Here is a 23,169-nt window from a genome sequence, read left to right on the forward strand (position 1 = left end):
TCTCGAAGTCCATCGCAACCCCTCAACTGAGGTGTTGCGACGACCACTAGAACCCAAGCCCTGAGAGGGGGCCTCCGGCGTTGGACGGTCTAGCGGGTCGCCAGCGCCTGCTCGGCGGCGGCGAGCCACTCGCGCCACTGTGCGGCCTGCGCCTCGGCCTGCTCCGTGCGGCGCTTGTCGCCCGCGGCACGGGCCTTCGCGGCCTGCGCCTCGAACTGCTCCACGCGCTCGCGGAACTGCGCCACGCGGGCCTCGGCCTCGGGGTCGGAACGACGCCACTGCGCGTCGACCGCGCCGCGGACCTTCTCCTCGATCGCCCGCAGCTTGCCCTCGAGCTCGCGGATGCGCTCGCGCGGCACCTTGCCGATCGCGTCCCAGCGCTCCTGGATCTTGTAGAGGTGCTGGCGCGCGGCCTCGAGGTCGGTCGACGGGTCGATCGTCTCGGCCTCGGCGAGCAGCTCCTCCTTCAGCTTCGCGTTCGCCGCGAACTCGGCGTCGCGCTCGCTGAAGGCCTCGGAGCGCCGCTGGAAGAACGCGTCCTGCGCGGCGCGGAACCGCTGCCACAGCGCGTCGTCGGCCTCCTTGGGCGCACGCCCGGCGGCCTTCCACTCGACCATGAGCTCCTTGTAGCGACCGGCCGTGGGGCCCCAGTCGTCGGAGTCGACGAGCTTCTCGGCCTCCTCGACCAGCGCCTGCTTGGCGGACTTCGCCACCGAGCGCTGGCGGTCGAGATCGGCGAAGTGCGAGCCGCGACGGCGGTTGAACGCGTCGCGCGCCTTCGAGAACCGGCGCCACAGCTGCTCGTCGGTCTTGCGGTCGACGCCGCGGATGGTCTTCCACTCGTCGAGGATCGCGCGCAGCCGGTCGCCCGCGACCTTCCACTGGGTCGACTCGTTCGCGATCGTCTCGGCCTCTTCGACCAGCGCCTGCTTGCGCGCCACGGACTGGGCTCGGGCGGCCTCCTTGGCCTCCTTCGCCTTCTCCATGCCCGCCTCGGCCTGCTCGAGCACGAAGTCGACGCGCTTGGCCAGCGCCGCGAGGTCGCCGACCACGGCCGCCTCGGCGAGCTGCTCCTTGACGTGCTTCGCGCTGGTCAGGGCGTGCTTCGGGTCGCCGGCGCCCGACTGGAGCCGCGTCACCAGCAGCTCGACCTCGGTGCGCAGGTCGTCGAACCGGCGCGCGAAGTGCGCGAGGCCCTCGACCGGCTCGCCCGCCTGCCACGACCCGACGGCGCGCTCGCCGTCCTCGGTCTTCACGTACACGGTGCCGTCGGCGTCCACGCGCCCCCAGCGGTCAGGGTGGTCCGACGCCACGGGGACGGCCGGAGGCGTCGCCTGCACGGTCTCCTTCGGCGTTTCCTCGACTCCACCCTCGGCCGGAGCGGTCTCCGCCGCGACCTCCGGTGTGCTGTCCTGCTCCGACATCGCCGGTTCCTCCCATCTGACGCCCGTGCCTGCCACGGGCGCCCCGCCACTGGCGGGGCCGATGCAATACGGGCGCTGGAGGGTCTCCCGTCCCCAGTTCCCCGCGCGCATTCAAACAGGTCAGAGCTCGACTCGGTACTGGGAGTCCACGATAGGTAGCCTCATTCGTCGTGATCACCCGTGCCGCGGTGGTGCCGCACCCACCACTTCTGGTGCCAGAACTGGTCGCGGGAGCCGCCGCAGAAACCGAGCCCGTGCGGGCCGCAACCCTTGCCGCAGCAGGGAAATTGCCCGGTCCGTGGGTCGCCGTCGCAGTCGACGACAGCGGCCCGGCGACGGTCGTGCCACCGCTGTCGGGAACTTTTCTCGGTTATGGGGTCGACGTGCCCGTGTCACTCGGCGGTGACGGGATTCCAGACCCCCGGATTCCGTTGCCAGTGCTAATCACCGCGTGGCTGCGGGAACAGTGCGCAGCCGAGGTGTCACGCATTGAGCTCGTGCCCCGTGACCTGCCACCTTCCGACTGTGTCTCGTTTGGACAACAACTCGCTTCCGAGGACGCCGGACTGCTGATCCTCGGTGACGGCTCCACCAGACACGGCCTGCGTTCGCCAGGTTCCCACGACGAGCGTTCGGGACCTTTCGACTCGCACGTGCACGACCTGATGGCCGCCGCCGACACCGACGGCCTGCTCGACCTCGACCCCGAACTCGCCCGGGAGCTGGGCGCGCAGGGCCGTGCGGCGTGGCAGATCCTCGCCGGCGTGCCCGGACCGTGGCGCTGTGTCAGCGCCGAGTTCTTCGCACCGTTCGGCGTGGGCTACCACGTCGCCGTCTGGGAGCGTCCGTGATCACCCCCATCGCTGTCGTCGGCCCCACCGCGACCGGCAAGTCCGACCTGGCCGTCGCGCTCGCCGAACGGTTCGGGGGAGAGGTCGTCAACGCCGACGCCATGCAGCTCTACCGCGGCATGGACATCGGCACCGCGAAGATGACGATGGCCGAACGCCGCGGCATCCCGCACCACCTGCTCGACGTCCTCGACGTCACCGAGACCGCGTCGGTCGCCGCCTACCAGCGCGAGACGCGCGCCGTCATCGAACGCCTGCTCGCCGCCGGCCGCCCGCCGATCCTCGTCGGCGGATCCGGCCTCTACGTGCAGGCCGTGCTGGACGACCTGAAGTTCCCCGGCACCGACGACGCGGTGCGGGAGCGCTACGAGGCCGAGCTGGCCGCCGTCGGCCCCGAGGCGTTGCACCGGCGCCTGCAGGAGCTCGACCCGGCCGCCGCGATCGCGATCCTGCCCTCGAACGGACGCCGCATCGTGCGCGCGCTGGAGGTCATCGAGCTGACCGGCGAGCCGTTCTCCGCGAACCTCCCCAAACCCGGCCCCGCCCGCTACGGCACCGTCCAGATCGGCATCGACCGCGAGGTGTCCGAACTGGACACCCGCGTGGACCTGCGCGTGGACCTGATGTTCGCCGCCGGCCTGGAAGACGAGGTGCGCGCTCTCGTGAAGCTCGGCCTGCGCGAAGGCAAGACCGCCTCGCGCGCACTCGGCTACCAGCAGGTGCTGTCCGCAATGGACGGAGCGTGCACGATCGACTTCGCCGTGGAGGAGACCAAACGCGCCACCCGCCGGTTCGTGCGCAGGCAGCGGTCGTGGTTCCGGCGTGACCAGCGCATCACCTGGTTGGACGGTGCGCGCCCCGATCTCGTCGAAGCCGCCGGTAACCTGGTGCCGTGGAGTTCGTGAAGGGGCACGGCACGGAGAACGACTTCGTCATCCTGCCCGACCTCGATGACCAGCTGGACCTGACTCCCGCGCGCGTCCAGGCGCTGTGCGACCGGCAGCGCGGCCTCGGCGCCGACGGAGTGCTGCGCGTCGTGCGCACCAGTGGCGTTTCCGGCGGCAAGTGGTTCATGGACTACCGCAACGCCGACGGCTCCATCGCCGAGATGTGCGGCAACGGCCTGCGCGTCTTCGCCCGCTACCTCGTCGACGCGGGCCACCAGCCGCAGGGCGAGTTCGTGGTGGGCACGCGGGCAGGCGACAGGACCGTGGTGACCCATCCGGACGGCTCCGTCACGAACGACATGGGCCCCGCGCGGGTCACCGGCACGTCCATCGCCGCGGTCGACGGCCACGGCATCGGCGGCTTCGCGGTCGACGTCGGCAACCCGCACCTCGCCTGCGTCACCGACACCCCGGTCGACGGCTTCGACCTCACCGTGCCGCCCGGCTTCGACCCGGTGATGTTCCCGCACGGCGTCAACGTCGAGCTGATCAACGTCCTCGACCCCGACACGCCGCGGGGTGGTGCTCTCAGGATGCGCGTGTACGAACGAGGCGTCGGCGAGACCCGCTCGTGCGGCACCGGCACCGTCGCGTCCGTCGCCTCGTGGCTCGCGGGCCAGGGCAGGACGACGGGCTCCGCGACCGTCGACGTCCTCGGCGGCCAGGTGTTCGTCACGATCGAGCCGACGACGTCCACGCTCACCGGACCTGCCGTGCTCGTCGCGCGCGGCGAACTCGACAAGTCCTGGTGGGACGCCCTCGCCTGAACTGATATACCGCAGCCGGTATATCAGCCGAGGTCGTAGACCTCGATCTTCCCGAGCCGTTCCTGCTTGACCACGTCCGGATGCGAGTCCGGCGCCGTCAGGCACACGAGCGTGTCGCCGACGACCGCGACGGCGAAGCAGATCTGCGTCGTCTCCACCCGGTGCGTGACCTTGCCGCCCTCGGTGACGCGGAACGCCGCCGCCTGCAACGCCGGCGCCACCCACACCCCGTCGCCGCCCGTGCTCGACGTGTCCGCCGCGATCCCGTCCGGCGCGATCCCGAACTCCTTCACATCGGCCCACACCCTGCGGTTTTGCAACGATCCGTTTCGGTCGACCGAAAACGAAGTGAGCCTGAATGCAAGGGTCTCGGCGACGACCAGGATGGTGCCGCTCTCCGACTCGCCCGTCGGGTCGGGCAGCAGGGCCATGCCGTTGGGGAACTTGAGGTCCTCGGCGGCGACGCCGACGGAGCCGTCGGGCTGGACGAGCGCGAGCGCGGCGCCCTGTGGTTCGTAGTCCGGCTCCAGCAGGCGCGGAATGCCGACCTCGGTGATGAGGCCGTGCAGGTCGAAGCCGAAGTTGCCGACGTACGCGCGGCCCTCGCCGTAGACGAGCATGTCGTTCGCGTGGAAGGTCGCGACATCCGATATATCGGCGTGGAGGACGAGGTCGTCCCCTTCGAGGCGGCGCACGGTGTGGTCGAGCATGGACACGACGAGCATGCGTCCGTCGGGCAGCCAGCCGAGCCCGGACGGCTGGCCGTCGAAGGCGACGACGACCTCGTCGTCGCCCGTCGCGAGGTCGAGGGCGTGCACCTCGCCCGCGTAGAAGTCGGAGTAGTAGAGCCGGCCGTCGGGGCCGCGCCGTGGTCCTTCGCCGAAGTGGAGACCGTCGCGAACAACCTTCGTGTCAACCATGGGCGTCGACGCTAGTTACGGCCGGCAGGTCACGCATCGTCCGCAACGGTGAGAACAGCACCCACGCCACCCCGGCGATGGAGCCGATGAGCGACACCCACAGCGTCGGCACGATGCCGATCCACGAGCCGAGCCCGCCGCCCAGGAGCGCGCCCAGCGGCGTCGTGCCCCACACCACCCAGCGGATCGAGGCGTTCATCCGGCCGAGCAGGTGGTCCGGGCAGATCGCCTGCCGGTAGCTCACCTGGCCGATGTTGTAGACGACGATCCCGAACACGTTCACCGCGAGGCCGGCCATCGGGAGCACGAGGCCCCAGCCGTCCGAGATGAACGGCAGCGCGAGGGTGAGCGGCCAGGTCACCAGCGGGACGAGCCAGATCATCCTGGCCTGCCCGACCGCGAGGCCGATCTTGTTCGCGAACGCGGCGCCGAGCACACCGCCGACACCGCCCGCGCTGAGCACCAGGCCGGCCGTTCCCTCGCTCAGCCGCACGGTCTGCAGCAGGAACAACACCATTACGGCCTGCTGGATGCCGTGGAAGAAGTTCGACGTGCCGGTGCAGGCCACGATCTTGCGCAGGGTGGTGTTGCCGAAGACGAACCGCAGTCCCTCCATGACCTCGCGACGCAGGTGCGGGTCGGCGTGGCGTTCGGGCGCCGGCTCCACGGTCTTGATCCGGACCAGGAAGAACGCCGAGCTGAGGTAGCCGATCCCGGTGGCGAGAACGCTGTTCGCCGCGCCGAGGAACTGCGCCGCGTAGCCGCCGATCGCCGGTCCCGACACCTCCGCGACCGACAGGCTGGCCTGCAGCTTCGAGTTGCCCTCGAGGAGCTGGCCGCGTCCGACCAGCGACGGCAGGTACGACTGGTAGGCGACGTCGAAGAACACCGTGCACACACCCACCGCGAGGCTCACCACGATCAGTTGCGGCAGGTCGAGCAGGCCCAGCCACCACGCGACCGGCACGCTCAGCAGCAGTGCGGCGCGGGTGACGTCCATCGCGATCATCAACGGCTTGCGCCGCATCCGGTCGACCCACACGCCCGCGGGCAGTCCGATCAGCAGGAACGCGATCATGCTCGCCGCGGCGAGCAGGCCCATCTCGAAGGGTGTCGCGTTCAGCACACCCGCCGCGAGCAGCGGGATCACCGTCATGCCGACACTCGAGCCGAACTGGCTGATCGTGTCGCCCATCCAGAGTCTGCGGAAGTCGGGGTGCCCCCAAAGCGCCATGCCGAGGAGTCTGCGCTGAGTGATTGGAAACTGTCAATCACTTAGACTGGGTCCGTGCCTCTCTCCAGCAAGCGGCGTCCCGCGACGAAGGAAGAAGCCGCAGCTCTCAGCTCTGACCTGCGGCTGCGGATGATCCGCATGACGTTCGACCGGCCGTTGACGAACAAGGAGCTGGCGCAGCGGCTCGGCAAGGACCCGGCCACGACGCTGCACCACGTGCGCAAGCTCGTGGCCGCCGGGTTCCTCGAAGCCATGCCGCCCCGCGCGGGCAACCGGGGGGCCAAGGAGATCCCCTATCGGTCGACAGGCCTGTCGTGGCAGCTCGACAACAGCGAAAATATGGTCGCCGTCGGCGAAGCGATGCTGCACGCTTTTCTCGGCGAGGTTGCCGACATCGGGCTCGAGGACGTGGATCAGAGCCGCCTGGTCGTCACCGTCGACCCGGAGGAACTAAAGCAGCGGCTCGCGACGTTGATGGATGAGCTGGCCGCGCAACCGGTCAAGCCGGAAGTTCCCCGTGTGGCGATCTACCTCGCGGTGTATCCGGGGGACTGACGGTCCATGGGACGATGAAGGGCAAATGACGGAAAACATCCAGAGCACAGAGTTCGACCCGCAGTTCGACGACCCCACGTGGGAAGAGGACTTCTCGACGGGTGACTACGAACTCGCCGAACGCGCCGCACTGCGCCGTGTCGCCGGGTTGTCCACCGAGCTCGAGGACATCACCGAGGTCGAGTACCGGCAGCTTCGCCTGGAGCGGGTCGTGCTCGTCGGGGTGTGGACCGAGGGCACGGCCGCGGACTCCGACGCATCACTCGCCGAACTCGCCCGCCTCGCCGAAACCGCTGGTTCCGAGGTGCTCGAGGGCGTCGTGCAGCGGCGCGACAAGCCGGACCCCGCGACGTACATCGGCTCCGGCAAGGTGGCCGAGCTGCGTGACGTGGTGCAGGCGACCGGCGCGGACACGGTGATCTGCGACGGTGAGCTCTCACCTGGCCAGCTGCGTCAGCTGGAGGAGAGGCTCAAGGTCAAGGTCATCGACCGGACCGCGCTCATCCTGGACATCTTCGCGCAGCACGCGCGGTCCAAGGAGGGCAAGGCGCAGGTCGAGCTGGCCCAGCTGCAGTACCTGATGCCGCGCCTGCGCGGCTGGGGTGAGACGTTGTCGCGGCAGGCCGGTGGTCGTGCCGGCGGCGGCAACGGCGGCGTGGGTCTGCGCGGTCCCGGTGAAACCAAGATCGAGACCGACCGGCGCCGGATCCGCGCGCGCATCGCCAAGCTGCGCCGCGAGATCGCCGCCATCGGCGTCATCCGCGAGACCAAGCGGAGCCGCCGCACGGCGAACGAGATCCCGAGCGTCGCCATCGCGGGCTACACGAACGCGGGCAAGTCCTCGCTGCTCAACGCACTGACGAACGCCGGTGTCCTGGTGGAGGACGCGCTGTTCGCCACCCTCGACCCGACGACCCGCCGCGCGGTGACCCCGGAGGGCCTGCCGTACACGCTGACGGACACGGTCGGCTTCGTCCGGCACCTGCCGCACCAGCTGGTCGAGGCGTTCCGCTCGACGCTGGAGGAGGTCGGCCAGGCCGACCTGCTCGTGCACGTGGTCGACGGCTCCGACGGCATGCCGGAGAAGCAGGTCAGCGCCGTGCGCGAGGTCATCGCGGAGATCAACGAGGAGACCGGCACGCCGATGCCGCGCGAGCTGCTCGTCGTGAACAAGATCGACGCGGTGGGCGACCTGGGCCTCGCCCGGCTGCGGCACCTGTTCCCGGACGCGTCGTTCGTGTCGGCGCACTCCGGCCTCGGCATCGAGGAGCTGCGGGTCCGCATCGCCGAGCTCATGCCACGCCCCGAGGTCGTGGTCGAGGCCCTCGTGCCGTACGCGCGCGGCGAGGTCGTCGCCCGCGTGCACCGCGACGGCGAGGTGCTGTCCGAGAAGCACACGGAGTCGGGCACGCTGCTCAGCGCCCGCGTGCGCCCGGACCTCGCCGGCGTGCTCGAGGAGTTCGCGACGAACGGGACACCTGCTTGATCCCGCTTCCACCGGTGGACGTGTGCCCGGTAACCATGCAGGAGCTCTCCGGGCTCACGTCCGACGGCAAGCAGTTCTTCGCCGTCAGCGACAGCGACAACGGCACGCTGCGCATCCAGGTCCTCGGGCGCGACTGCGTCGTGAAACGCACGATCACCGCGCCCGTCGACCCGTTCGACGTCGAAGACCTGGCGATGACGCCGGACGGCACCCTCTGGGCCTCCGATACCGGCGACAACAACAAGTCCCGCTCCACGGTCGCCCTGCACAAGGTCTCGCCTTCGGGCGCCGTGGAGCGGTTCCGCGTCACCTATCCGGACGGCAAACACGACGCCGAGGCGTTGTTCATCGACAAGTCCGGCACCCCGTACATCGTCACCAAGGAGCCTCTTGGCTCCGCACTGGTATATCGCCCCACGGCCTCGCTCCGAACCGATATATCAGTCCCGTTGGAGCAGGTGGCGCGCGTGACGCTGTCCACCACGGACACCCCGGGCGGCCCCCTGGAAGGCACCCTCGACTCGCGCCTGGTGACCGGCGCCGCCTCCATGGCCGACGGCTCCGTCATCGCCGTGCGCACCTACACCGACGCCTACCTCTACCCGGTCCCCGACGGTGACGTCGTCAAGGCCCTGTCCGGCGACCCGGTCCGCGTCCCGCTGCCCAACGAACCCCAAGGCGAGGCCATCGCCTTCGACCCGGACGGCACCCTGCTCTCCGCCTCGGAAGGCGCGGGCACCCCGATCCGCGCGGTCGCCGGAGCCGCCGCGCTGGCCAAGCCACCCGCCCCGACGACCACCGCTCCGCCACCGGCAGCCGACCAGCCCCAGGCTTCCCCGCAGCCGACCTCCTCGAACGGCTGGCAGAACTGGCCCCTGGCCCTGACCCTCGGCGGCATCGTCCTGATCGCCGCCCTCGTCATCGGCCTGCGCCTCCGCCGCCGCGCCTGACCACGGGGGTGTTGGCTCGGCGGGCCTCCGGGTGATCAGTCCCAGGCGACCGGCATGCGTTCCAGGCCGCCGATCACGAGGCTCGCGCGGTGGGGGAGTTCGTCCTCGGGGACGGCGAGGCGCAGCTTCGGAAACCGGGTGAAGAGGCCGGGGAAGGCGATCTTCAGCTCGATCCGGGCGAGGTGCTGGCCGATGCACTGGTGGATGCCGTGGCCGAACGCCAGGTGCCCGGTTGCGCCGCGGGCGAGGTCGAGCACGCCGGGATCGGCGTAGCGGGCCGGGTCGTGGTTCGCGGACCGCAGTTCGACGAGGACGGTGTCACCTTTGCGGACGTGGACGCCGTCGACCTCGACGTCTTCCAACGCGGTGCGCACGGTGGCGGGCGTCAGACTGATATATCGCAGGAGCTCTTCGACGGCGGCGTCGGGATTCGCGAGCATCGCGTCCACCCGCGCCGGGTCGCGGAGCAGTTCCAGCGTGCCGAGTGACAGCATGTTCGTCGTCGTGTCGAGGCCGCCGCCGAGCAACGCCATGCCCATGGCCGCCATCTCGTCGTCGGTGAGATCGGTGCCCGCGTTGACGAGATCGCTCAGCACGTCGTCGGTCGGTCGCGCCCGCTTCGCCTCGACCATTTCCAGCATGAACTGCTGGAGCCGGCCGAAGGCGGCGAACATCGCCTCGGCCTCGCCGGCGTCCGCGCCGCTGCCGCCGGCCAGGAGCACGGCGTCCTGCTGGAACTCCGTGCGGCGCTCGTAGGGGACGCCCAGCAGCTCGCAGATCATCAAGGCCGGAACGGGCACCGCGAAGTGCTCCACCAGGTCCGCGGGCGAGCCCTGTGCCGCGAGCTCCTCCAGGTGGTCGGCCGTGATGGCTTCGAGGCGTTCGGCGAGCAGCCGCATCCGGCGGACCGTGAACTGACCGGTCAGCTTGCTGCGGTAGCGGGTGTGGTCGGGCGGGTCGTGGTCGGTGAACGCGCCGGGCGGTGACGGCGGCGCGTCGCCGGGGCTGCCCGGACCGAACGGGTTGTGCATCAGGTCCGGGCGGATGCTGAAGCGGTTGTCGGCGAGCACCGCGCGCACGGTTGTGTGGTCGTGCGCTCGCCAGCCGGCGTGCCCGTCCGGGTACGTCATCGGGCTGAGTGGCATTGCCTCCCCCTTGCAACGAGGTCTTTCCCCTTCTTGCAAGCTAAAAACGTTTGCGGACGAAGTCAAAAGACTCATTGCAATGGCTTGGAGTGCAAGGCACGATGAGGTTGTGCCTGGTAAGCGGCTAGATGAAGAAGAACGGCAGCTCATCGCCCAGTGGCTGTGGGACGGCCTGGGGTACTCCGAAATCGGGAGGCGGTTGCAAAGGCCGGCCTCGACGATCCAGCGCGAAGTCGTCCGCAACGGCGGCCACAACAACTACCGGCCGGCTGCAGCGCACCGGGCGGCAAGCGAGCGGGCGATGCGGCGGATCGCCGCCGTGGACGACCTCGACGTCGACGAGGAGGCGTACTCGTTCGGGCGCAGTCCCGGCGAGGTGCAGGAGTTCCACCTGAGGCTGGTCGCGTCGTTCGCGCAGACGGGCATCCCGAAGACGGCCGCGCGGATCCTGGCCGAGATCTTCATGGTCGACAAGGGCAGCCTGTCGGCGACCGAGCTGGTGCTGCGGTTGTCGGTGAGTCCCGGCACCGTGTCGCGGTCCACGAGGTACCTGCAGGACCTCGGTCTGCTGCGCAGCGAGCGCGACGGCAAGCGCATGCGCTACTTCCTCGACGACGACCTCTGGTACCGGGCGTGGCTGAGCAGCGCCCAGCGCAACTCCGTGTGGGCGAACACCGCGCTCGAGGGTGCCGAGATCTTCGGTGTCGACACCCCCGTCGGCGCGCGCCTCAAGGACATGGGGCAGTTCTTCGCGTTCGTCGTGGTGGACATGGAGTCCACCAGGAAGAAGTGGCTCGACTTCTTCGAGAAGAAGAAGGCCGCTCGCGAGAAAGCCGGGACACCAGCTACGGGAGACGCCGAAGCACGGTGACGACCTTGCCGAGGATCGTGGCCTCGTCGCCGTTGATCGGCTGGTAGGCCGGGTTGTGCGGCATCAGCCAGACGTGGCCGTCCTTGCGCTTGAACGTCTTCACGGTCGCCTCGCCGTCGATCATGGCGGCGACGATCTCGCCCTGGTCGGCGGTCGGCTGCTTGCGGATGACGACCCAGTCGCCGTCGGTGATGGCGGCGTCGATCATCGAGTCACCGACGACGCGCAGCAGGAACAGCTCGCCCTCGCCGACGATCTCGCGCGGCAGCGGGAACACGTCCTCGATCGACTCCTCCGCGAGAATCGGGCCACCGGCCGCGATCCGGCCGACCATCGGCACGTACGCGGGCGTCGGCTTGGACATCGGGTCGAGGCCCGGGTCGATCTCGGCGGGCAGCATGCCCACCGCGCGCGGGCGGTTCGGGTCGCGCCGCAGGAAGCCCTTCCGCTCCAGCGCGCGCAGCTGGTATGCGACCGATGAGGTCGAGGTGAGGCCCACGGCCTCGCCGATCTCGCGCACGCTCGGCGGGTAGCCGAAGCGGTCGACCCAGTCGCGGATCACGTCGAGCACCTTGCGCTGACGCAGGGTCAGGCCGGCGTTTCCCGCGATCTCGCTCACCTCTGTCTCCACAAGAGCGGGATCCGGGTCGATCGTCTTGCCTGCCACGGTCGCTGTCCTCCTCGCCGCCCCCAGTTCGAATGGGATTTCGGCCTCCGTCGATCTTCGTGGTCGACGGTAGTCGTGTTTGCTGCACAGATCAAACACCTGTTCGAGGTATTTGGGCGCGTGTTGTGGCGTCCTGCGGGTCGGTCTGGTAGAAATTCGCACGGACGTTCGATCGAACCCTTGTTCGATCATGGTGCTTGACCTGCGATGGAGGGCGTCATGGCGGTAGTCGTCGAGAAGCGGTTGCGCGTTGTCGAGGACGCGGACGTCGCAGCGGGACGTCCACTCCGTTCGGGTCCCCGTGTCATGCCGCGTCGCCCGGCGACCAAACCGCGCCCGGTCGCGGTGCCGTCCTCACGCGACTCCAGCTCGTGCGAGGTCCGGCCGAAGCGCGAGTCCGCGCTCGAACTCCTCGCCGTCGGCGTGCTGAGCGCGTTGACGATCATCGCTCTCGGCGTGCTCTACCTCCAGCAGGCCGGCGTCACCCCGTAGGACCGAAGCGAAACCGAAGCCTCACGGAAGTGGCCCTGTCCACCATTCGGTGCGACAGACGAGACCACCCCCGGAGGCATCATGGCGAGACAGACCCACCCCGGTGACCAGCTGACGTCGCGGTGAGACGCGCGATCGCCGGCGTGGTGCTCGCGGTGAGCGCCACCGGCGCCGTTCCCGCGCACGCCGCTCCCGTCACCGCGGATCAGCCCGCGACCGGTACCGCGGTCGCCGTCATCACGCACGATCCCCGTGAGGACGAGGCGCCGCTGCCGGACTCCACGCGCGCCGCCCTCGACATCGCGATGGACCGCGCGCTGGCCAACCCGGCCGAGTTCTCGGTGCCCTACGCGGAGTTCGACACCGTCGTCGCACCGGTGAGGACGACGGCGGCCCAGGCGGCCGTCGATGCCGCGAGCGCGGCCATGACCGTCGCGGCGAGCCCTCTGGGGTTGGGCTCGGACGACGGCAGCATTCCCGACGACGGCGTCGCCGAGAAGCCCGCCGCGGAGGCCAACGCGTTCTCCGCGCAGCAGGCCGGTCCGACGATGACGGTGCGTCCGCACGTGTCGAAGGTGCGCTACAGCCTCGCCGAGCTCGACCAGGTGCAGCAGGAGGTGCTGCAGACCTCCCTGCCCGGCGGCGACAAGCTGCGCACCGCGTACGTCGACGCGCCGAACAACCGCGTGCTGGTGAAGGCGTCGGAAGTGACGCAGGAACTGCGGGAGGCCCTGGCCGCGCGGTACGGAGCCGACCGGGTGGCGCTCTACCTGGTGCCGGGCATGGCCGAGCCGGTGCTCAAGGACAACCGGCAGGACGACTCCAGCCCGTACTACGGCGGTGCCTATTTCGATTACTGCACAACGGCTTTCGGCTGGGTGCACGAGGGCAAGTCGTACATCCTGACCGCGGGCCACTGCACGTCGCTGAACACGTCCGCGAGCAACAACAACGGCACCATGGGCACGGTCACCGCGGACAACTGGAACAACAACACCGGCTCCGTGAAATGGAACGGCCAGAGCTACTACTCGGGTGACGTTTCCACGATCAAGATGTCGTCCGGCAAAGCGTCGAGCCACCGCGTTTATCGCGGCGGCACGAATTCCGGGCAGTCCCGCGCCGTCACGGACAAGTGGCGCAACCGGTCCGGCAACGGCGACCGCTACTGCGTGAGCGGCCAGAGGACCGGCGAGATGTGCGGCTGGAAGGTCATCTCCACGTACGTCACCGTTCGCTTCAGCGGCAACAAGGTCCTGCGCAACGCCACCGAAGGCCACCGCGACGGCACGTGCACCAGGGGCGGTGACTCCGGCGCGCCCATCTACACGATCCGCAGCGACGGCGGTGTCGCGGCCAAGGGCGTGCTCAGCGGCGGCAGCTCCAACACCAGCGGCAGCTGCTGGGACTACTTCACCGACACCTCGCTCGCGGAGAAGGCGCTCGCCGGAGTGCTCCGCGTCCAGGCTCCCCGCTAGAAACACCGAGAGGGAAACGAGAATGAGCATCGGACGAGGCATGACCTGAACACGAGCACGGTCGTGGGCGGGTGGGTGCGCTGACCCCGCTCACGACCGCGCGGTGAGGCCTTCCAGGGTGCGCGTCGCGCGCGCGACGCCGGTGACGTGTCCGGTGTCGCGCCAGATGTGCAGGGCCTCCCGCGCCGCGTGTCCGGCCTGCGCGCCCCCTCCGGAGGCAGCCTCCACGGCGGCGACGGCGAGCAGGGCATCCGCCTCCAGGAGCCGGAACCCGCCTGCGCGCGCCACGTCGAGGGCAGCGGCCGCGTGCGGCCGCGCCGCCGCCGGATCGGTCCCGGCGAGGACGTGGGCGAGCGCGGCGGACGCCTCTGCCTCCAGACCGCGCAGGCCGGACCGCGTGGCGATCTCCAACGCCCGCACCAGGTGTTGCCGTTCGGACGTCGCGCGGCCGAGCCCGATCAGCGCGACGGCCTCTGCCTGCTGGTCACCGTCCTGCCGGGCGCACTCCAGCGCCTCGGCGGCGGTCCTGCGGGCGGTGTCGTGGTCGTCACGCGCCAGGTGCACGGCGCACAGCCCGCTGAGCGCCGTCGCCTCACCGAAGCGGGATCCCTGCTCGCGGAACGACTCCAGCGCGAGCAGCAGCGTGTGCTCGGCGTCCGCGACGTCGCCGAGCGCCAGCAGTACCGACCCCAGGTCCGCCAGGTTGGCGGCCTCCCAGAAAGCGAGAGAATCCTTGCGACACAACCGGACCGACTCGTCGAGGCACTTCCTGGCCTCGGTCAGCCTGCCGAGCTGCCGGTAGTGACAGCTCAATGAGTTCAGCGCATGACTCTCACCTGACCGGTTGCCGAGCTCGCGGAACAGCTCGATCGCGCGCTGGCTGTGCTCGACCGCCTCGGCGAGCCTGCCCGTCCAGTCCAGCATCGACCCGAGGTTCGACACGGCCGTCGCCTCGCACTCGCGCCAGCCGCACCTGCGACTGGCCCGCGCCGCCTCCTCGGTGTGCGCGACGCCGTCGGTGTGCCGTCCCTCGCGGAACGCGGCGCCGCCCATCGTCAGGCGCAGCAACGCTTCCGCGGCGTGCGCCCCGTGCCTCCTGGCCGCGGGCAGCAGCACCGACGCGAGTTCCAGCCACTCCGCGCGCCTGCCGTGGTCGTGGAAGAACCGCCGCACCGCGTCGGCCAGGTACCACACCTGCGGGCGCGGACCGATCAACGCGGCCTTCCGCAACGCCGCCACCAGGTTGGGCGCTTCCAAGTCCAGCCACGCCACGGCTTCCGCGCTGGTCGCGAACCGCACAGGGCTCTGGGCGGGTTCGTCGTCGCGGGGCAGCGACACGACTCGCTTGCCCAGCTCCGCAACGGCCGCGTCGGCGGTCGCGAGGTAGCCGGCGAACAACCTCTCCCACGCGGGCGTGGTCTCCTCTGTGTCCGAGCGTTCCTCGGCGTAGCGGCGCACCAGGTCGTGGAACCGGTAGCGGCCCGGCGCATGCGCCTCGACCAGGTTCGCGGCACTCAGACCGCGCAGCAACCGCGTCGCCACGCCGGCGCCGGTGCCGAGCAGCGCGGCCGCGTCGTGCGGCGTGAAGTCCGGTCCCGGCACGACGCCGAGCAGCCGGAACAGCCGCTGCTGGTCGGCAGGAAGTGCTTGGTAGGACACGGAGAACGCCGTGGCGACCGCGCTCTGCTCCGCGCCGTCGAAGGCGAGCAGCGGATCGGCGCGCAGCTCCGCGACAGCTGAAGCGATGCTCGTGCCCACGTTGGCCGCGGCGATGCGCAACGCCAGCGGGTGGTGCCCGCACACCTCGGCGAGTTCCGCCGCGGCAGCGGGTTCGGCGGCCACGCGGTCCGCGCCGAGCGCCGCGACGAGCAGCGCGTGCGAGTCCTGGCCGGGGAGCTGCGTCAGGGTGATCGTGCGGGCACCGGTGCGGGCGACCAGGTCGCTCAGCCGGTGTCTGCTGGTCACCAGCACGCGGCCGGACGACGGCAGCAGCGGCAGCACCTGGGCGGCGTCACGCGCGTTGTCCAGCACCACCAACGCCTTGCGGTCCGCGAGCAGCGACCGGAACAGTCCACTTTGGTCGTCCGATTCGGACGGTGCGGCGCCGAGCGCGCGCAGCAGCTGCGCCAGTGCGGCGGTCGGGCTGAGCGGTTCGTCGTCGGCGTCGAACCCGCGCAGGTTCACGTACAGCTGCCCGTCGGGGTAGCGGTCGCGGGCCGCGTGCGCCCACCGCACGGCGAGCGCGGTCTTCCCGACCCCGGCGGTGCCGGTGATCAGCCACACGCCGTCCCCGCCGTCCTCCAGCGCGGCCAGCTCGGCGGCCCGGCCGGCGAAACCCCTTGCGGCCAGCGGGAGTTCGGCTGGCCGGACCTCGGTGAACGCTTGGACGGGAGCCCGTTCCTCGCCGCGCAGGACGCGCTGCTGTGCGTCCCGCAGCGCCTGTCCCGGCTCGATGCCGAGCTCGGACACCAGCAGGTCGTGTCCCCGCGAGTAGACGTCCAGCGCCTCCGCGGTCCGCCCGCACCGGTGCAGCGCGAGCATCAGCGCCGCGCGCGGCCGTTCCCGATACGGGTGCTCGTCGACGAGCTTGCGCAGGTCACCGATCGCTTCCGCGTGGCGGCCCTCGGCGATCTGGAGCTCGTGCAGTTCCTCGACGACCGCGAGCCGTCGTTCGACCAGCGCGGGGCGTTCGAGTTCGGCCAGCTCGTCGCTCACGCCGTCCAGCGGCGTGCCCGTCCACAACGTGAGCGCCTCGCGCAGCCGTGCAATGGCGGCGTCGCCGGTCAGCGTCCTGGCGTGGGCGACGGCCTCGTCGAACAGGTCGAGGTCGCGTTCGCCGGGCGCGACCTCGATCGAGTAGCCGGACGCACCGCGCGTGATCACGTCGGCGCCGAGCAGCTTGCGCAGGTCCGACACGTGCACCTGCAGCCGCCCGCGGGCGCTGCGCGGCGCCTGCTCACCCCAGGTCAGGTCGATCAGCCGGTCCTCCGGCACGACCCGGCCGGGGCTGAGCAGCAGCGCCGCCAGCACCGACGCCTGTTTCTGCCCGGCCGGGCGCACCGGCCCGGCCGGACCGAGGACCGTGACCGGTCCGAGCAGGAGATACCTCAGCGCAGGTCCGCCTCGGCCGTGCACTTCTCACCGCTGCGGTCGGCGAACCTCACCTCGAGCCACGCCCGTCCCGACCGCGGCACCTTCGTGCCGTTGACGGGCACCTCGCCGGCCTCGTCCGAGCTCAGCCCGGTCGTCGACCGCGTGAACAGCGTGGTCTGCGCCGTGCCGACGCGGTGGTGGACCTGGACGTGCATCGCGCCGGTGTCGGCGATGTACGGGCCGGCCGCGCCCCTGCCCTTCCGCAGCCGGTACTCCGTGCCGATGTCGTAGGTCAGCGTGAACCTGCCGCTGAAGGCTCCCTCCGTGCACTTGGCGGTCACCGAACCGGTGGCGGCCTGTGCCGCCGGTGTCAGTGCGCCGCCCGCGGCGACCAACAGGGCCAGCAGAGCGGCCCTCTTCACCCCAGACCCCAAGACGATCTCCCTCATCTCGTTGCGCCACCCGAGTGACGTGTCACAGGAATATCACGCGGGCGGGGGCTGCTGGGGTTGCTCGTCAGTCACGCGCCGGTGTCGGTGCGTAGTAGCCGCAGTTCACCTCGGATTCCTCCATCCGAGTGTCGCCCGACACGCCGTGTCGAGTTGCAACCTCTTGCGTTGCGATCTAGGTTCTACCCCTACATCTAGTGGTTACACCGTTGTAAGTAGTCCACAGGTTGTGGGTAACCCAACCACGTGCGGCTGCTGCGGCCGGTGCTGCGCCGGGGAGGGGTGAACAGGCGTGCGGTGTCCGTTTTGCCGTCATTCGGACTCACGGGTGGTCGACTCCCGTGAGGTCGACGAGGGACAGGTGATCCGTCGCCGGCGCTCCTGCAACAGCTGCAGCCGCCGGTTCACCACGGTCGAGGAGGCGGTCCTCGCCGTGGTCAAGCGCTCCGGGGTGACGGAGCCGTTCAGCCGCGACAAGGTCGTCGTGGGCGTGCGCAGGGCGTGCCAGGGCCGCCCGGTCGACGAGGACGCGTTCCAGCAGCTCGCCCAGCGAGTGGAAGAGTCGATCCGGTCGACGGGATGTGCGGAAATCCCGAGTCACGAGGTGGGCCTCGCCATTCTCGGCCCCCTGCGCGAGCTCGACGAGGTCGCCTACCTCCGCTTCGCGAGCGTCTACAGGTCCTTCTCGTCCGTCGAGGACTTCGAGAAGGAAATTCTTGATCTTCGCACTGCTCGGGCTCGAGCGGCCTCCGAACAGCCCGAGCAATGATGCGCGCGCAGCGATGCGCGCGAACCAGCCTTTTGTCTACGCACCAGCACGAGGGAGATCCACCGTGACCGAGACGGTCGGCGGTTCAGCCAAGAAGACTGCCGCACGGGCGGCTGCCAAGCCTGCCGCGCTGAAGGTCCAGCGCGTCTACACCACCGAAGGCCGCCACCCCTACGACGAGGTCACCTGGGAGCGCCGCGACGTCGTCATGACGAACTGGCGTGACGGGTCGGTGAACTTCGAGCAGCGCGGTGTCGAGTTCCCCGAGTTCTGGTCGGTGAACGCCACCAACATCGTCACCAGCAAGTACTTCCGCGGTGCCGTCGGCAGCGAGAAGCGCGAGCAGTCGCTGCGCCAGCTGATCGACCGCGTGGTGAAGACCTACGTGGGCGCGGGCAAGGAGCACGGCTACTTCGCCTCCGAGCAGGACGCGGAGATCTTCGAGCACGAGCTCACCTACATGCTTCTGCACCAGGTGTTCAGCTTCAACTCGCCGGTGTGGTTCAACGTGGGCACCAGCTCGCCGCAGCAGGTCAGCGCGTGCTTCATCCTCGCGGTCGACGACACGATGGAGTCGATCCTGAACTGGTACCGCGAGGAGGGCCTGATCTTCAAGGGCGGCTCCGGTGCCGGCCTGAACCTCTCGCGCATCCGTTCCTCCAAGGAGCTGCTGTCCTCCGGCGGCACCGCGTCCGGCCCGGTGTCGTTCATGCGCGGCGCCGACGCGTCCGCGGGCACCATCAAGTCCGGTGGCGCCACCCGCCGTGCCGCGAAGATGGTCGTGCTCGACGTCGACCACCCGGACGTCGAGGAGTTCATCGAGACGAAGGCGAAGGAAGAGCACAAGATCCGCGCTCTGCGCGACGCCGGGTTCGACATGGACCTCGGTGGCGCGGACATCGTGTCGGTGCAGTACCAGAACGCGAACAACTCCGTGCGCGTCTCGGACGAGTTCATGCACGCCTACGAGAACGGCACCGACTTCGGCCTGCGTGCCCGCCAGACCGGCGAGGTGATCGAGCGCGTCGACGCGAAGTCGCTGTTCCACAAGCTCGCGCAGGCCGCGTGGGAGTGCGCGGACCCCGGCATCCAGTACGACGACACGATCAACGACTGGCACACCTGCCCCGAGTCGGGCCGCATCACCGCGTCCAACCCGTGCTCGGAGTACATGCACCTGGACAACTCCAGCTGCAACCTCGCGTCGCTGAACCTGATGAAGTTCCTCGGTGACGACGGCAAGTTCGACGCCGTCACGTTCGCCAAGGCCGTCGAGCTGATCATCACCGCGATGGACATCTCGATCTGCTTCGCGGACTTCCCGACCGAGCCGATCGCGGACACCACCCGCAAGTTCCGCCAGCTCGGCATCGGCTACGCCAACCTGGGCGCGCTGCTGATGGCGACGGGCCACGCCTACGACTCCGAGGGTGGCCGCGCGCTCGCCGCGACCATCACCTCGTTGATGACCGGTGTGTCCTACCGCCGTTCCGCGGAGCTCGCGGGCATCGTCGGCCCGTACGAGGGCTACAAGCGCAACGCCACCGCGCACCAGCGCGTCATGCGCAAGCACGCCGCCGCCAACGACCTGATCCGCACCTACCACGCGAACGACTCGTCGGTGCACAAGGTCGCGACCGAGGCGTGGCAGCAGGCGCTGGAGATCGGCGCGAAGAACGGCTGGCGCAACGCCCAGGCGTCCGTGCTGGCGCCGACCGGCACCATCGGCCTGATGATGGACTGCGACACCACCGGTATCGAGCCGGACCTGGCCCTGGTCAAGTTCAAGAAGCTCGTCGGCGGCGGCTCGATGCAGATCGTCAACCAGACCGTGCCGCGCGCGCTGAAGGCGTTGGGCTACCAGGAAGAGCAGATCGAGGCGATCGTCGAGTACATCGGCGAGCACGGCCACGTCGTCGACGCGCCGGGCCTGCGCCGCGAGCACTACGAGGTCTTCGACTGCGCGATGGGCGAGCGTTCCATCGCCCCGATGGGTCACGTGCGGATGATGGCGGCCACGCAGCCGTTCCTGTCCGGCGCGATCTCCAAGACGGTCAACATGCCGGAGTCGGCGACCGTCGAGGACGTCGAGGAGATCTACTACCAGGGCTGGAAGCTCGGTCTGAAGGCGCTCGCGATCTACCGCGACAACTGCAAGGTCGGCCAGCCGCTGTCGGCGGGCAAGTCCGCGAAGGCCACCGACGAGAAGAAGTCCTCGGAGACCGTCGTCGAGTACCGCCCGGTCCGCAAGCGCCTGCCGAAGAAGCGCCCCTCACAGACCGTGTCGTTCACGGTCGGTGGCGCCGAGGGCTACCTGCACGCCGGCTCCTACCCTGACAACGGCCTCGGCGAGATCTTCGTCAAGCTGGGCAAGCAGGGCTCGACGCTGGCCGGCGTGATGGACGCGTTCTCGATGTCCATCTCGGTGGGTCTGCAGTACGGCATCCCGCTCGAGTTCTACGTCTCGAAGTTCCAGAACCTGCGCTTCGAGCCGGCGGGCATGACGGACGACCCGGACGTGCGGATCGCGACCTCGGTGCTGGACTACCTGTTCCGCCGCCTGGCGCTGGACTACCTGCCGTACGACAAGCGCGCGCAGCTCGGCATCTTCACCGCCGACGAGCGTTCCGCGCAGGTGGCCGGCGAGTACGGCGCGCCCACGTCGTCCGAAGTGGACATCGAGGGCCTGCGCGGGTCGGTGGAGGCCGCTCCGGCCCAGACCGAGACCGCTGCGCCGAAGCAGGTCGGCAGCTCGACGGAGCTGCTGGAGCTGCACCTGGGCAAGGCCGCTGACGCGCCGCTGTGCATGACCTGCGGCACGAAGATGCGTCCGGCCGGGTCCTGCTACCTGTGCGAGGGCTGCGGCAGCACGTCCGGCTGCAGCTGATCTGATCGCTTCATGAATGGGCGGCTCCTCCGGGCCGCCCATTCGCCTTTTCCGCCGGGTGATAGAACAACGGGAATGCGCTCGTTCGACGATTTACGCGGCTACCTGCTCGGCCAGCTGAACGCCGCTGTCCGCCGACCCGGCATGTACGGCGGCGAACCGGTGATCCTTACCCTGCTCGACGCGCTGGCGTTCGCCGACGACCGCACGGACCGCTGGCAGGCCGAGCTCGACGCGCTGGTGAAGCGGGGCGCGGCCAACGCGGCGATGGTGAGCGGCGCCGTGCACGAAGTGCTCGGCCACCGCAGCGAGGACGTCATGGCGTCGGTGTACGCGGATCTCGCGCACCGGCAGGGCTGGTTGTCGCTCGACGCGGACAGCCGGATTCCCGGTGTGCTGGGCGAGTCGGACTGCGTGCTGGACGACGTGATCGCGGAGTACGGCGAGCCGCCGTTGTGGTTGGGCGGCACCAATCCCAAGTACTCGAAGACGCTCGGCTATCCGGACCGGTCGGGGTCGCTGGTGTTCTTCCACTTCATGCCGGAGCTACGGCTGATGGCGACGCGGCGCGGTGACGGCGCGTTCCGCGACAGCTTCGTCTTCACGCCTGCCGGGCAATCGCGATGAACTCGGCGATGAGCGGCGTGTGCCGGTGTTCGGCCCACGCCAGCGCCACCTCGTTCGGCGCGATGTCCTCGATCGGCACGTGCACCAGGTCGTCGCGCGAGTAGAACACCGCGGCCGACAACGGCAGGATCGCCACCCCGCCGTGCAACGCGACGTGCTCCAGCTTCTCCTCGACGGACCGGAATCCCGGCGGGTCGGTGTGCTGCACGCGCCGCTCGCCGGTCAGGTCCGCCTCCAGCACGCTTTCCTTGCCCGCCAACCGGTGCGTCGCGGGCACCACGGCCACGCGCGGTTCCGTGAACAGCGGCGTGAACCGCAGTCCCGCCGTGGGGACCGGCAGGCGCACATAGCTCACGTCGACGCGTCCGTCGTGGATCACCTCGACCTGGTCCTCCCACGTCGTGCGGACCACGTCGATCCGCAGACCGGGGTGCCGCGACGCGAGGACACGCACCGCGGGCGTCACGATCAGGCCCGGCATGAACCCGACCGTGAACGTGTCCGCCACGCCCACCCGCCGCAGCAGGGCCGAGGCCTGCGCGAGCAACGGCCGCGCGTCGGCCAGCAACTGCTCACCGGCCGGCGTGAGCGCCGTGCCCTTCGGCGACCGGTCGAACAGCCGCACCTTCAGCTCGGTCTCCAGCGCGCGGATCTGCCGGGACAGCACGGGCTGCGCGATGTGCAGCGCCTCGGCGGCGCGCCCGAAGCTCAGGTGCTCCGCGACCGCCACGAAATAGCGCAGCTTCCGCAGGTCCAGGTCCATACCTGAAGGGTATGGCACACGACCGAGCAGGTCTTGGACCGCGAACCCGCCACGCGAGCAGGCTGGAGCCATGAAATCCACACTGGACGGACAGCGGGTCGCGGTGCTCGGCGGCTCCTCGGGAATCGGTCTCGCCACGGCTCGGGCAGCACGAGACGCCGGCGCGAAAGTCACCGTCGTCTCGCGGAAACCCCAGCCCGAACCCGGCATCGAGACGCACGCCGCCGACCTCACCGACCCCGGCGCCATCACGGACGCTTTCGCCGCGATCGGCGAGATCGACCACCTCGTGTACACGGCGGGGGAGCCGCTCGCGTTGATGGAGATCGGCAACCTCGACCGCGACGCCGCTCGACACTTCTTCGGCCTCCGGTACTTCAGCGTGCTCGACACCGTGAAGGCGGCCGACGTCACCACCTCGATCACGCTCACCACCGGCATCGCGAAGGACCGGCCGGGCCCTGGCTGGGCGGTCGCGGCGAGCATCTGCGGCGCCGTCGAGGCGTTGACCAGGGCGCTGGCGGTCGAGCTCGCCCCGGTCAGGGTCAACGCGGTCAGCCCCGGCGTCGTGCGCAGCCCGCTGTGGGGGCCGGACGCCGAGCAGGTCTACGCGGACGTCGCGCGGACGTTGCCGCTCGAGCGGGTCGGTGAGGTCGAGGAGATCGCCCAGGCGTACCTGTACCTGATGACGCAGCCGTGGTCGACCGGCACGATCCTCACGGTCGACGGAGGAACCACGGTCGCCTGAAATTCGTTGCGAGGCAAGGTAAAATGGCAGGTGATGCGCATAGTTC

At 69.9% G+C, this 23,169-nt stretch carries 21 protein-coding genes; 13 read left to right on the plus strand and 8 right to left on the minus strand.

The annotated features are described in order from the left end of the window. Positions 1–89 precede the first annotated feature (89 nt). Positions 90–1,424 carry a DUF349 domain-containing protein gene (locus tag IEZ09_RS25130; protein WP_189256218.1) on the minus strand — a complete coding sequence of 445 codons (1,335 nt, stop codon included), beginning with the start codon at positions 1,422–1,424 and terminating at the stop codon, positions 90–92. Positions 1,425–1,594: 170 nt separating this feature from the next. Between IEZ09_RS25130 and IEZ09_RS25135 the strand changes: the two genes are divergently transcribed. The 3 genes from IEZ09_RS25135 to dapF are packed head-to-tail and all read left to right on the plus strand — an operon-like array spanning position 1,595 to position 3,989. Beyond that, positions 1,595–2,275 carry a class III extradiol dioxygenase subunit B-like domain-containing protein gene (locus IEZ09_RS25135; protein WP_189256219.1) on the plus strand — a complete coding sequence of 227 codons (681 nt, stop codon included), beginning with the start codon at positions 1,595–1,597 and terminating at the stop codon, positions 2,273–2,275. Next, positions 2,272–3,180 carry a tRNA (adenosine(37)-N6)-dimethylallyltransferase MiaA gene (gene miaA, locus IEZ09_RS25140; protein ID WP_189256220.1) on the plus strand — a complete coding sequence of 303 codons (909 nt, stop codon included), beginning with the start codon at positions 2,272–2,274 and terminating at the stop codon, positions 3,178–3,180. Before IEZ09_RS25135 ends, miaA begins: the two co-directional genes overlap by 4 nt. After that, complete coding sequence (gene dapF, locus IEZ09_RS25145) at positions 3,168–3,989, plus strand: diaminopimelate epimerase (protein ID WP_189256221.1); 822 nt, start codon at positions 3,168–3,170, stop codon at positions 3,987–3,989. The genes miaA and dapF overlap by 13 nt, the downstream gene beginning before the upstream one ends. A 23-nt stretch (positions 3,990–4,012) precedes the next feature. Here dapF and IEZ09_RS25150 read toward each other — a convergent pair whose 3' ends face one another. Beyond that, positions 4,013–4,909, minus strand: a complete 897-nt coding sequence (locus tag IEZ09_RS25150; protein WP_189256222.1) for an SMP-30/gluconolactonase/LRE family protein — start codon at positions 4,907–4,909, stop codon at positions 4,013–4,015. Then, positions 4,902–6,143, minus strand: coding sequence for an MFS transporter (locus IEZ09_RS25155; RefSeq protein ID WP_189256223.1), 1,242 nt, complete (start codon positions 6,141–6,143; stop codon positions 4,902–4,904). The genes IEZ09_RS25150 and IEZ09_RS25155 overlap by 8 nt, the downstream gene beginning before the upstream one ends. 54 nt (positions 6,144–6,197) lie before the next feature. Between IEZ09_RS25155 and IEZ09_RS25160 the strand changes: the two genes are divergently transcribed. Genes IEZ09_RS25160 through IEZ09_RS25170 form a run of 3 tightly spaced genes read left to right on the plus strand, consistent with a single transcriptional unit; the run spans position 6,198 to position 9,134 of the window. Beyond that, on the plus strand, positions 6,198–6,698 hold the full coding sequence (locus IEZ09_RS25160) for an ArsR/SmtB family transcription factor (protein WP_229812935.1): 501 nt from the start codon (positions 6,198–6,200) through the stop codon (positions 6,696–6,698). Between the two features lie 25 nt (positions 6,699–6,723). Then, positions 6,724–8,184, plus strand: coding sequence for a GTPase HflX (gene hflX, locus IEZ09_RS25165; RefSeq protein WP_189256224.1), 1,461 nt, complete (start codon positions 6,724–6,726; stop codon positions 8,182–8,184). 35 nt (positions 8,185–8,219) lie between these two features. Further along, complete coding sequence (locus IEZ09_RS25170; protein ID WP_189256225.1) at positions 8,220–9,134, plus strand: SdiA-regulated/phytase-like domain-containing protein; 915 nt, start codon at positions 8,220–8,222, stop codon at positions 9,132–9,134. Between the two features lie 35 nt (positions 9,135–9,169). Here the strand turns inward: IEZ09_RS25170 and IEZ09_RS25175 are convergent, their stop codons facing one another. Continuing rightward, on the minus strand, positions 9,170–10,279 hold the full coding sequence (locus tag IEZ09_RS25175; protein WP_229812936.1) for a cytochrome P450: 1,110 nt from the start codon (positions 10,277–10,279) through the stop codon (positions 9,170–9,172). A 109-nt stretch (positions 10,280–10,388) separates the two neighbouring features. On the opposite strand from IEZ09_RS25175, the gene IEZ09_RS25180 reads away from it, so the two are divergent. Then, positions 10,389–11,150, plus strand: a complete 762-nt coding sequence (locus tag IEZ09_RS25180) for a GbsR/MarR family transcriptional regulator (RefSeq protein ID WP_189256226.1) — start codon at positions 10,389–10,391, stop codon at positions 11,148–11,150. Here IEZ09_RS25180 and lexA read toward each other — a convergent pair. Next, entirely contained in the window at positions 11,125–11,802 is a 678-nt protein-coding gene (gene lexA, locus IEZ09_RS25185) for a transcriptional repressor LexA (RefSeq protein WP_030464922.1), read from the minus strand. The genes IEZ09_RS25180 and lexA overlap by 26 nt on opposite strands. Positions 11,803–12,036: 234 nt before the next feature. On the opposite strand from lexA, the gene IEZ09_RS25190 reads away from it, so the two are divergent. Both IEZ09_RS25190 and IEZ09_RS25195 read left to right on the plus strand, forming a co-directional pair. Then, entirely contained in the window at positions 12,037–12,309 is a 273-nt protein-coding gene (locus IEZ09_RS25190) for a hypothetical protein (protein WP_189256227.1), read from the plus strand. 122 nt (positions 12,310–12,431) lie between these two features. Further along, positions 12,432–13,787, plus strand: coding sequence for a chymotrypsin family serine protease (locus IEZ09_RS25195; RefSeq protein WP_189256228.1), 1,356 nt, complete (start codon positions 12,432–12,434; stop codon positions 13,785–13,787). Positions 13,788–13,877: 90 nt separating this feature from the next. Here IEZ09_RS25195 and IEZ09_RS25200 read toward each other — a convergent pair whose 3' ends face one another. Both IEZ09_RS25200 and IEZ09_RS25205 read right to left on the minus strand, forming a co-directional pair. After that, positions 13,878–16,922 (minus strand): AfsR/SARP family transcriptional regulator, encoded by a 3,045-nt coding sequence (locus IEZ09_RS25200; RefSeq protein ID WP_229812937.1) that lies wholly within the window; start codon positions 16,920–16,922, stop codon positions 13,878–13,880. Next, on the minus strand, positions 16,895–17,314 hold the full coding sequence (locus IEZ09_RS25205; protein WP_189256229.1) for a hypothetical protein: 420 nt from the start codon (positions 17,312–17,314) through the stop codon (positions 16,895–16,897). Before IEZ09_RS25205 ends, IEZ09_RS25200 begins: the two co-directional genes overlap by 28 nt. Positions 17,315–17,621: 307 nt before the next feature. On the opposite strand from IEZ09_RS25205, the gene nrdR reads away from it, so the two are divergent. From nrdR to IEZ09_RS25220, 3 genes are all read left to right on the plus strand, one after another. After that, positions 17,622–18,098: a transcriptional regulator NrdR gene (gene nrdR / locus IEZ09_RS25210; protein ID WP_189256230.1), complete on the plus strand. Its 477-nt coding sequence runs from the start codon at positions 17,622–17,624 to the stop codon at positions 18,096–18,098. 64 nt (positions 18,099–18,162) lie between these two features. Further along, positions 18,163–20,985 (plus strand): vitamin B12-dependent ribonucleotide reductase, encoded by a 2,823-nt coding sequence (locus IEZ09_RS25215; protein ID WP_229812938.1) that lies wholly within the window; start codon positions 18,163–18,165, stop codon positions 20,983–20,985. A gap of 75 nt (positions 20,986–21,060) precedes the next feature. Continuing rightward, the gene (locus IEZ09_RS25220; RefSeq protein ID WP_189256231.1) at positions 21,061–21,612 is read left to right on the plus strand and encodes a hypothetical protein; all 552 of its coding nucleotides are present in this window, start codon (positions 21,061–21,063) and stop codon (positions 21,610–21,612) included. On the opposite strand, the gene IEZ09_RS25225 is transcribed toward IEZ09_RS25220, so the two are convergent. Further along, positions 21,587–22,375: a LysR family transcriptional regulator gene (locus IEZ09_RS25225; RefSeq protein ID WP_189256232.1), complete on the minus strand. Its 789-nt coding sequence runs from the start codon at positions 22,373–22,375 to the stop codon at positions 21,587–21,589. The two genes, IEZ09_RS25220 and IEZ09_RS25225, sit on opposite strands and share 26 nt — an antisense overlap. A 70-nt stretch (positions 22,376–22,445) precedes the next feature. Here IEZ09_RS25225 and IEZ09_RS25230 point away from each other — a divergent pair, with 70 nt between their 5' ends. Next, positions 22,446–23,123, plus strand: a complete 678-nt coding sequence (locus IEZ09_RS25230; protein WP_189256233.1) for an SDR family oxidoreductase — start codon at positions 22,446–22,448, stop codon at positions 23,121–23,123. Positions 23,124–23,169 lie beyond the last annotated feature (46 nt).

The sequence above is a fragment of the Lentzea flava genome (assembly GCF_014648475.1).
GTDB classification, from domain to species: Bacteria; Actinomycetota; Actinomycetes; order Mycobacteriales; family Pseudonocardiaceae; genus Lentzea; species Lentzea flava.

What these genes read in the sequence shown, in the direction of transcription:
- IEZ09_RS25130 (WP_189256218.1), bottom strand. Translation starts at nt 1,424, where the DNA reads ATGTCGGAGCAGGACAGCACACCGGAGGTCGCGGCGGAGACCGCTCCG.
- IEZ09_RS25150 (WP_189256222.1), bottom strand. Translation starts at nt 4,909, where the DNA reads ATGGTTGACACGAAGGTTGTTCGCGACGGTCTCCACTTCGGCGAAGGA.
- IEZ09_RS25155 (WP_189256223.1), bottom strand. Translation starts at nt 6,143, where the DNA reads ATGGCGCTTTGGGGGCACCCCGACTTCCGCAGACTCTGGATGGGCGAC.
- hflX (WP_189256224.1), top strand. Translation starts at nt 6,724, where the DNA reads ATGACGGAAAACATCCAGAGCACAGAGTTCGACCCGCAGTTCGACGAC.
- IEZ09_RS25170 (WP_189256225.1), top strand. Translation starts at nt 8,220, where the DNA reads ATGCAGGAGCTCTCCGGGCTCACGTCCGACGGCAAGCAGTTCTTCGCC.
- IEZ09_RS25175 (WP_229812936.1), bottom strand. Translation starts at nt 10,279, where the DNA reads ATGCCACTCAGCCCGATGACGTACCCGGACGGGCACGCCGGCTGGCGA.
- IEZ09_RS25190 (WP_189256227.1), top strand. Translation starts at nt 12,037, where the DNA reads ATGGCGGTAGTCGTCGAGAAGCGGTTGCGCGTTGTCGAGGACGCGGAC.
- IEZ09_RS25220 (WP_189256231.1), top strand. Translation starts at nt 21,061, where the DNA reads ATGCGCTCGTTCGACGATTTACGCGGCTACCTGCTCGGCCAGCTGAAC.
- IEZ09_RS25225 (WP_189256232.1), bottom strand. Translation starts at nt 22,375, where the DNA reads ATGGACCTGGACCTGCGGAAGCTGCGCTATTTCGTGGCGGTCGCGGAG.
- IEZ09_RS25230 (WP_189256233.1), top strand. Translation starts at nt 22,446, where the DNA reads ATGAAATCCACACTGGACGGACAGCGGGTCGCGGTGCTCGGCGGCTCC.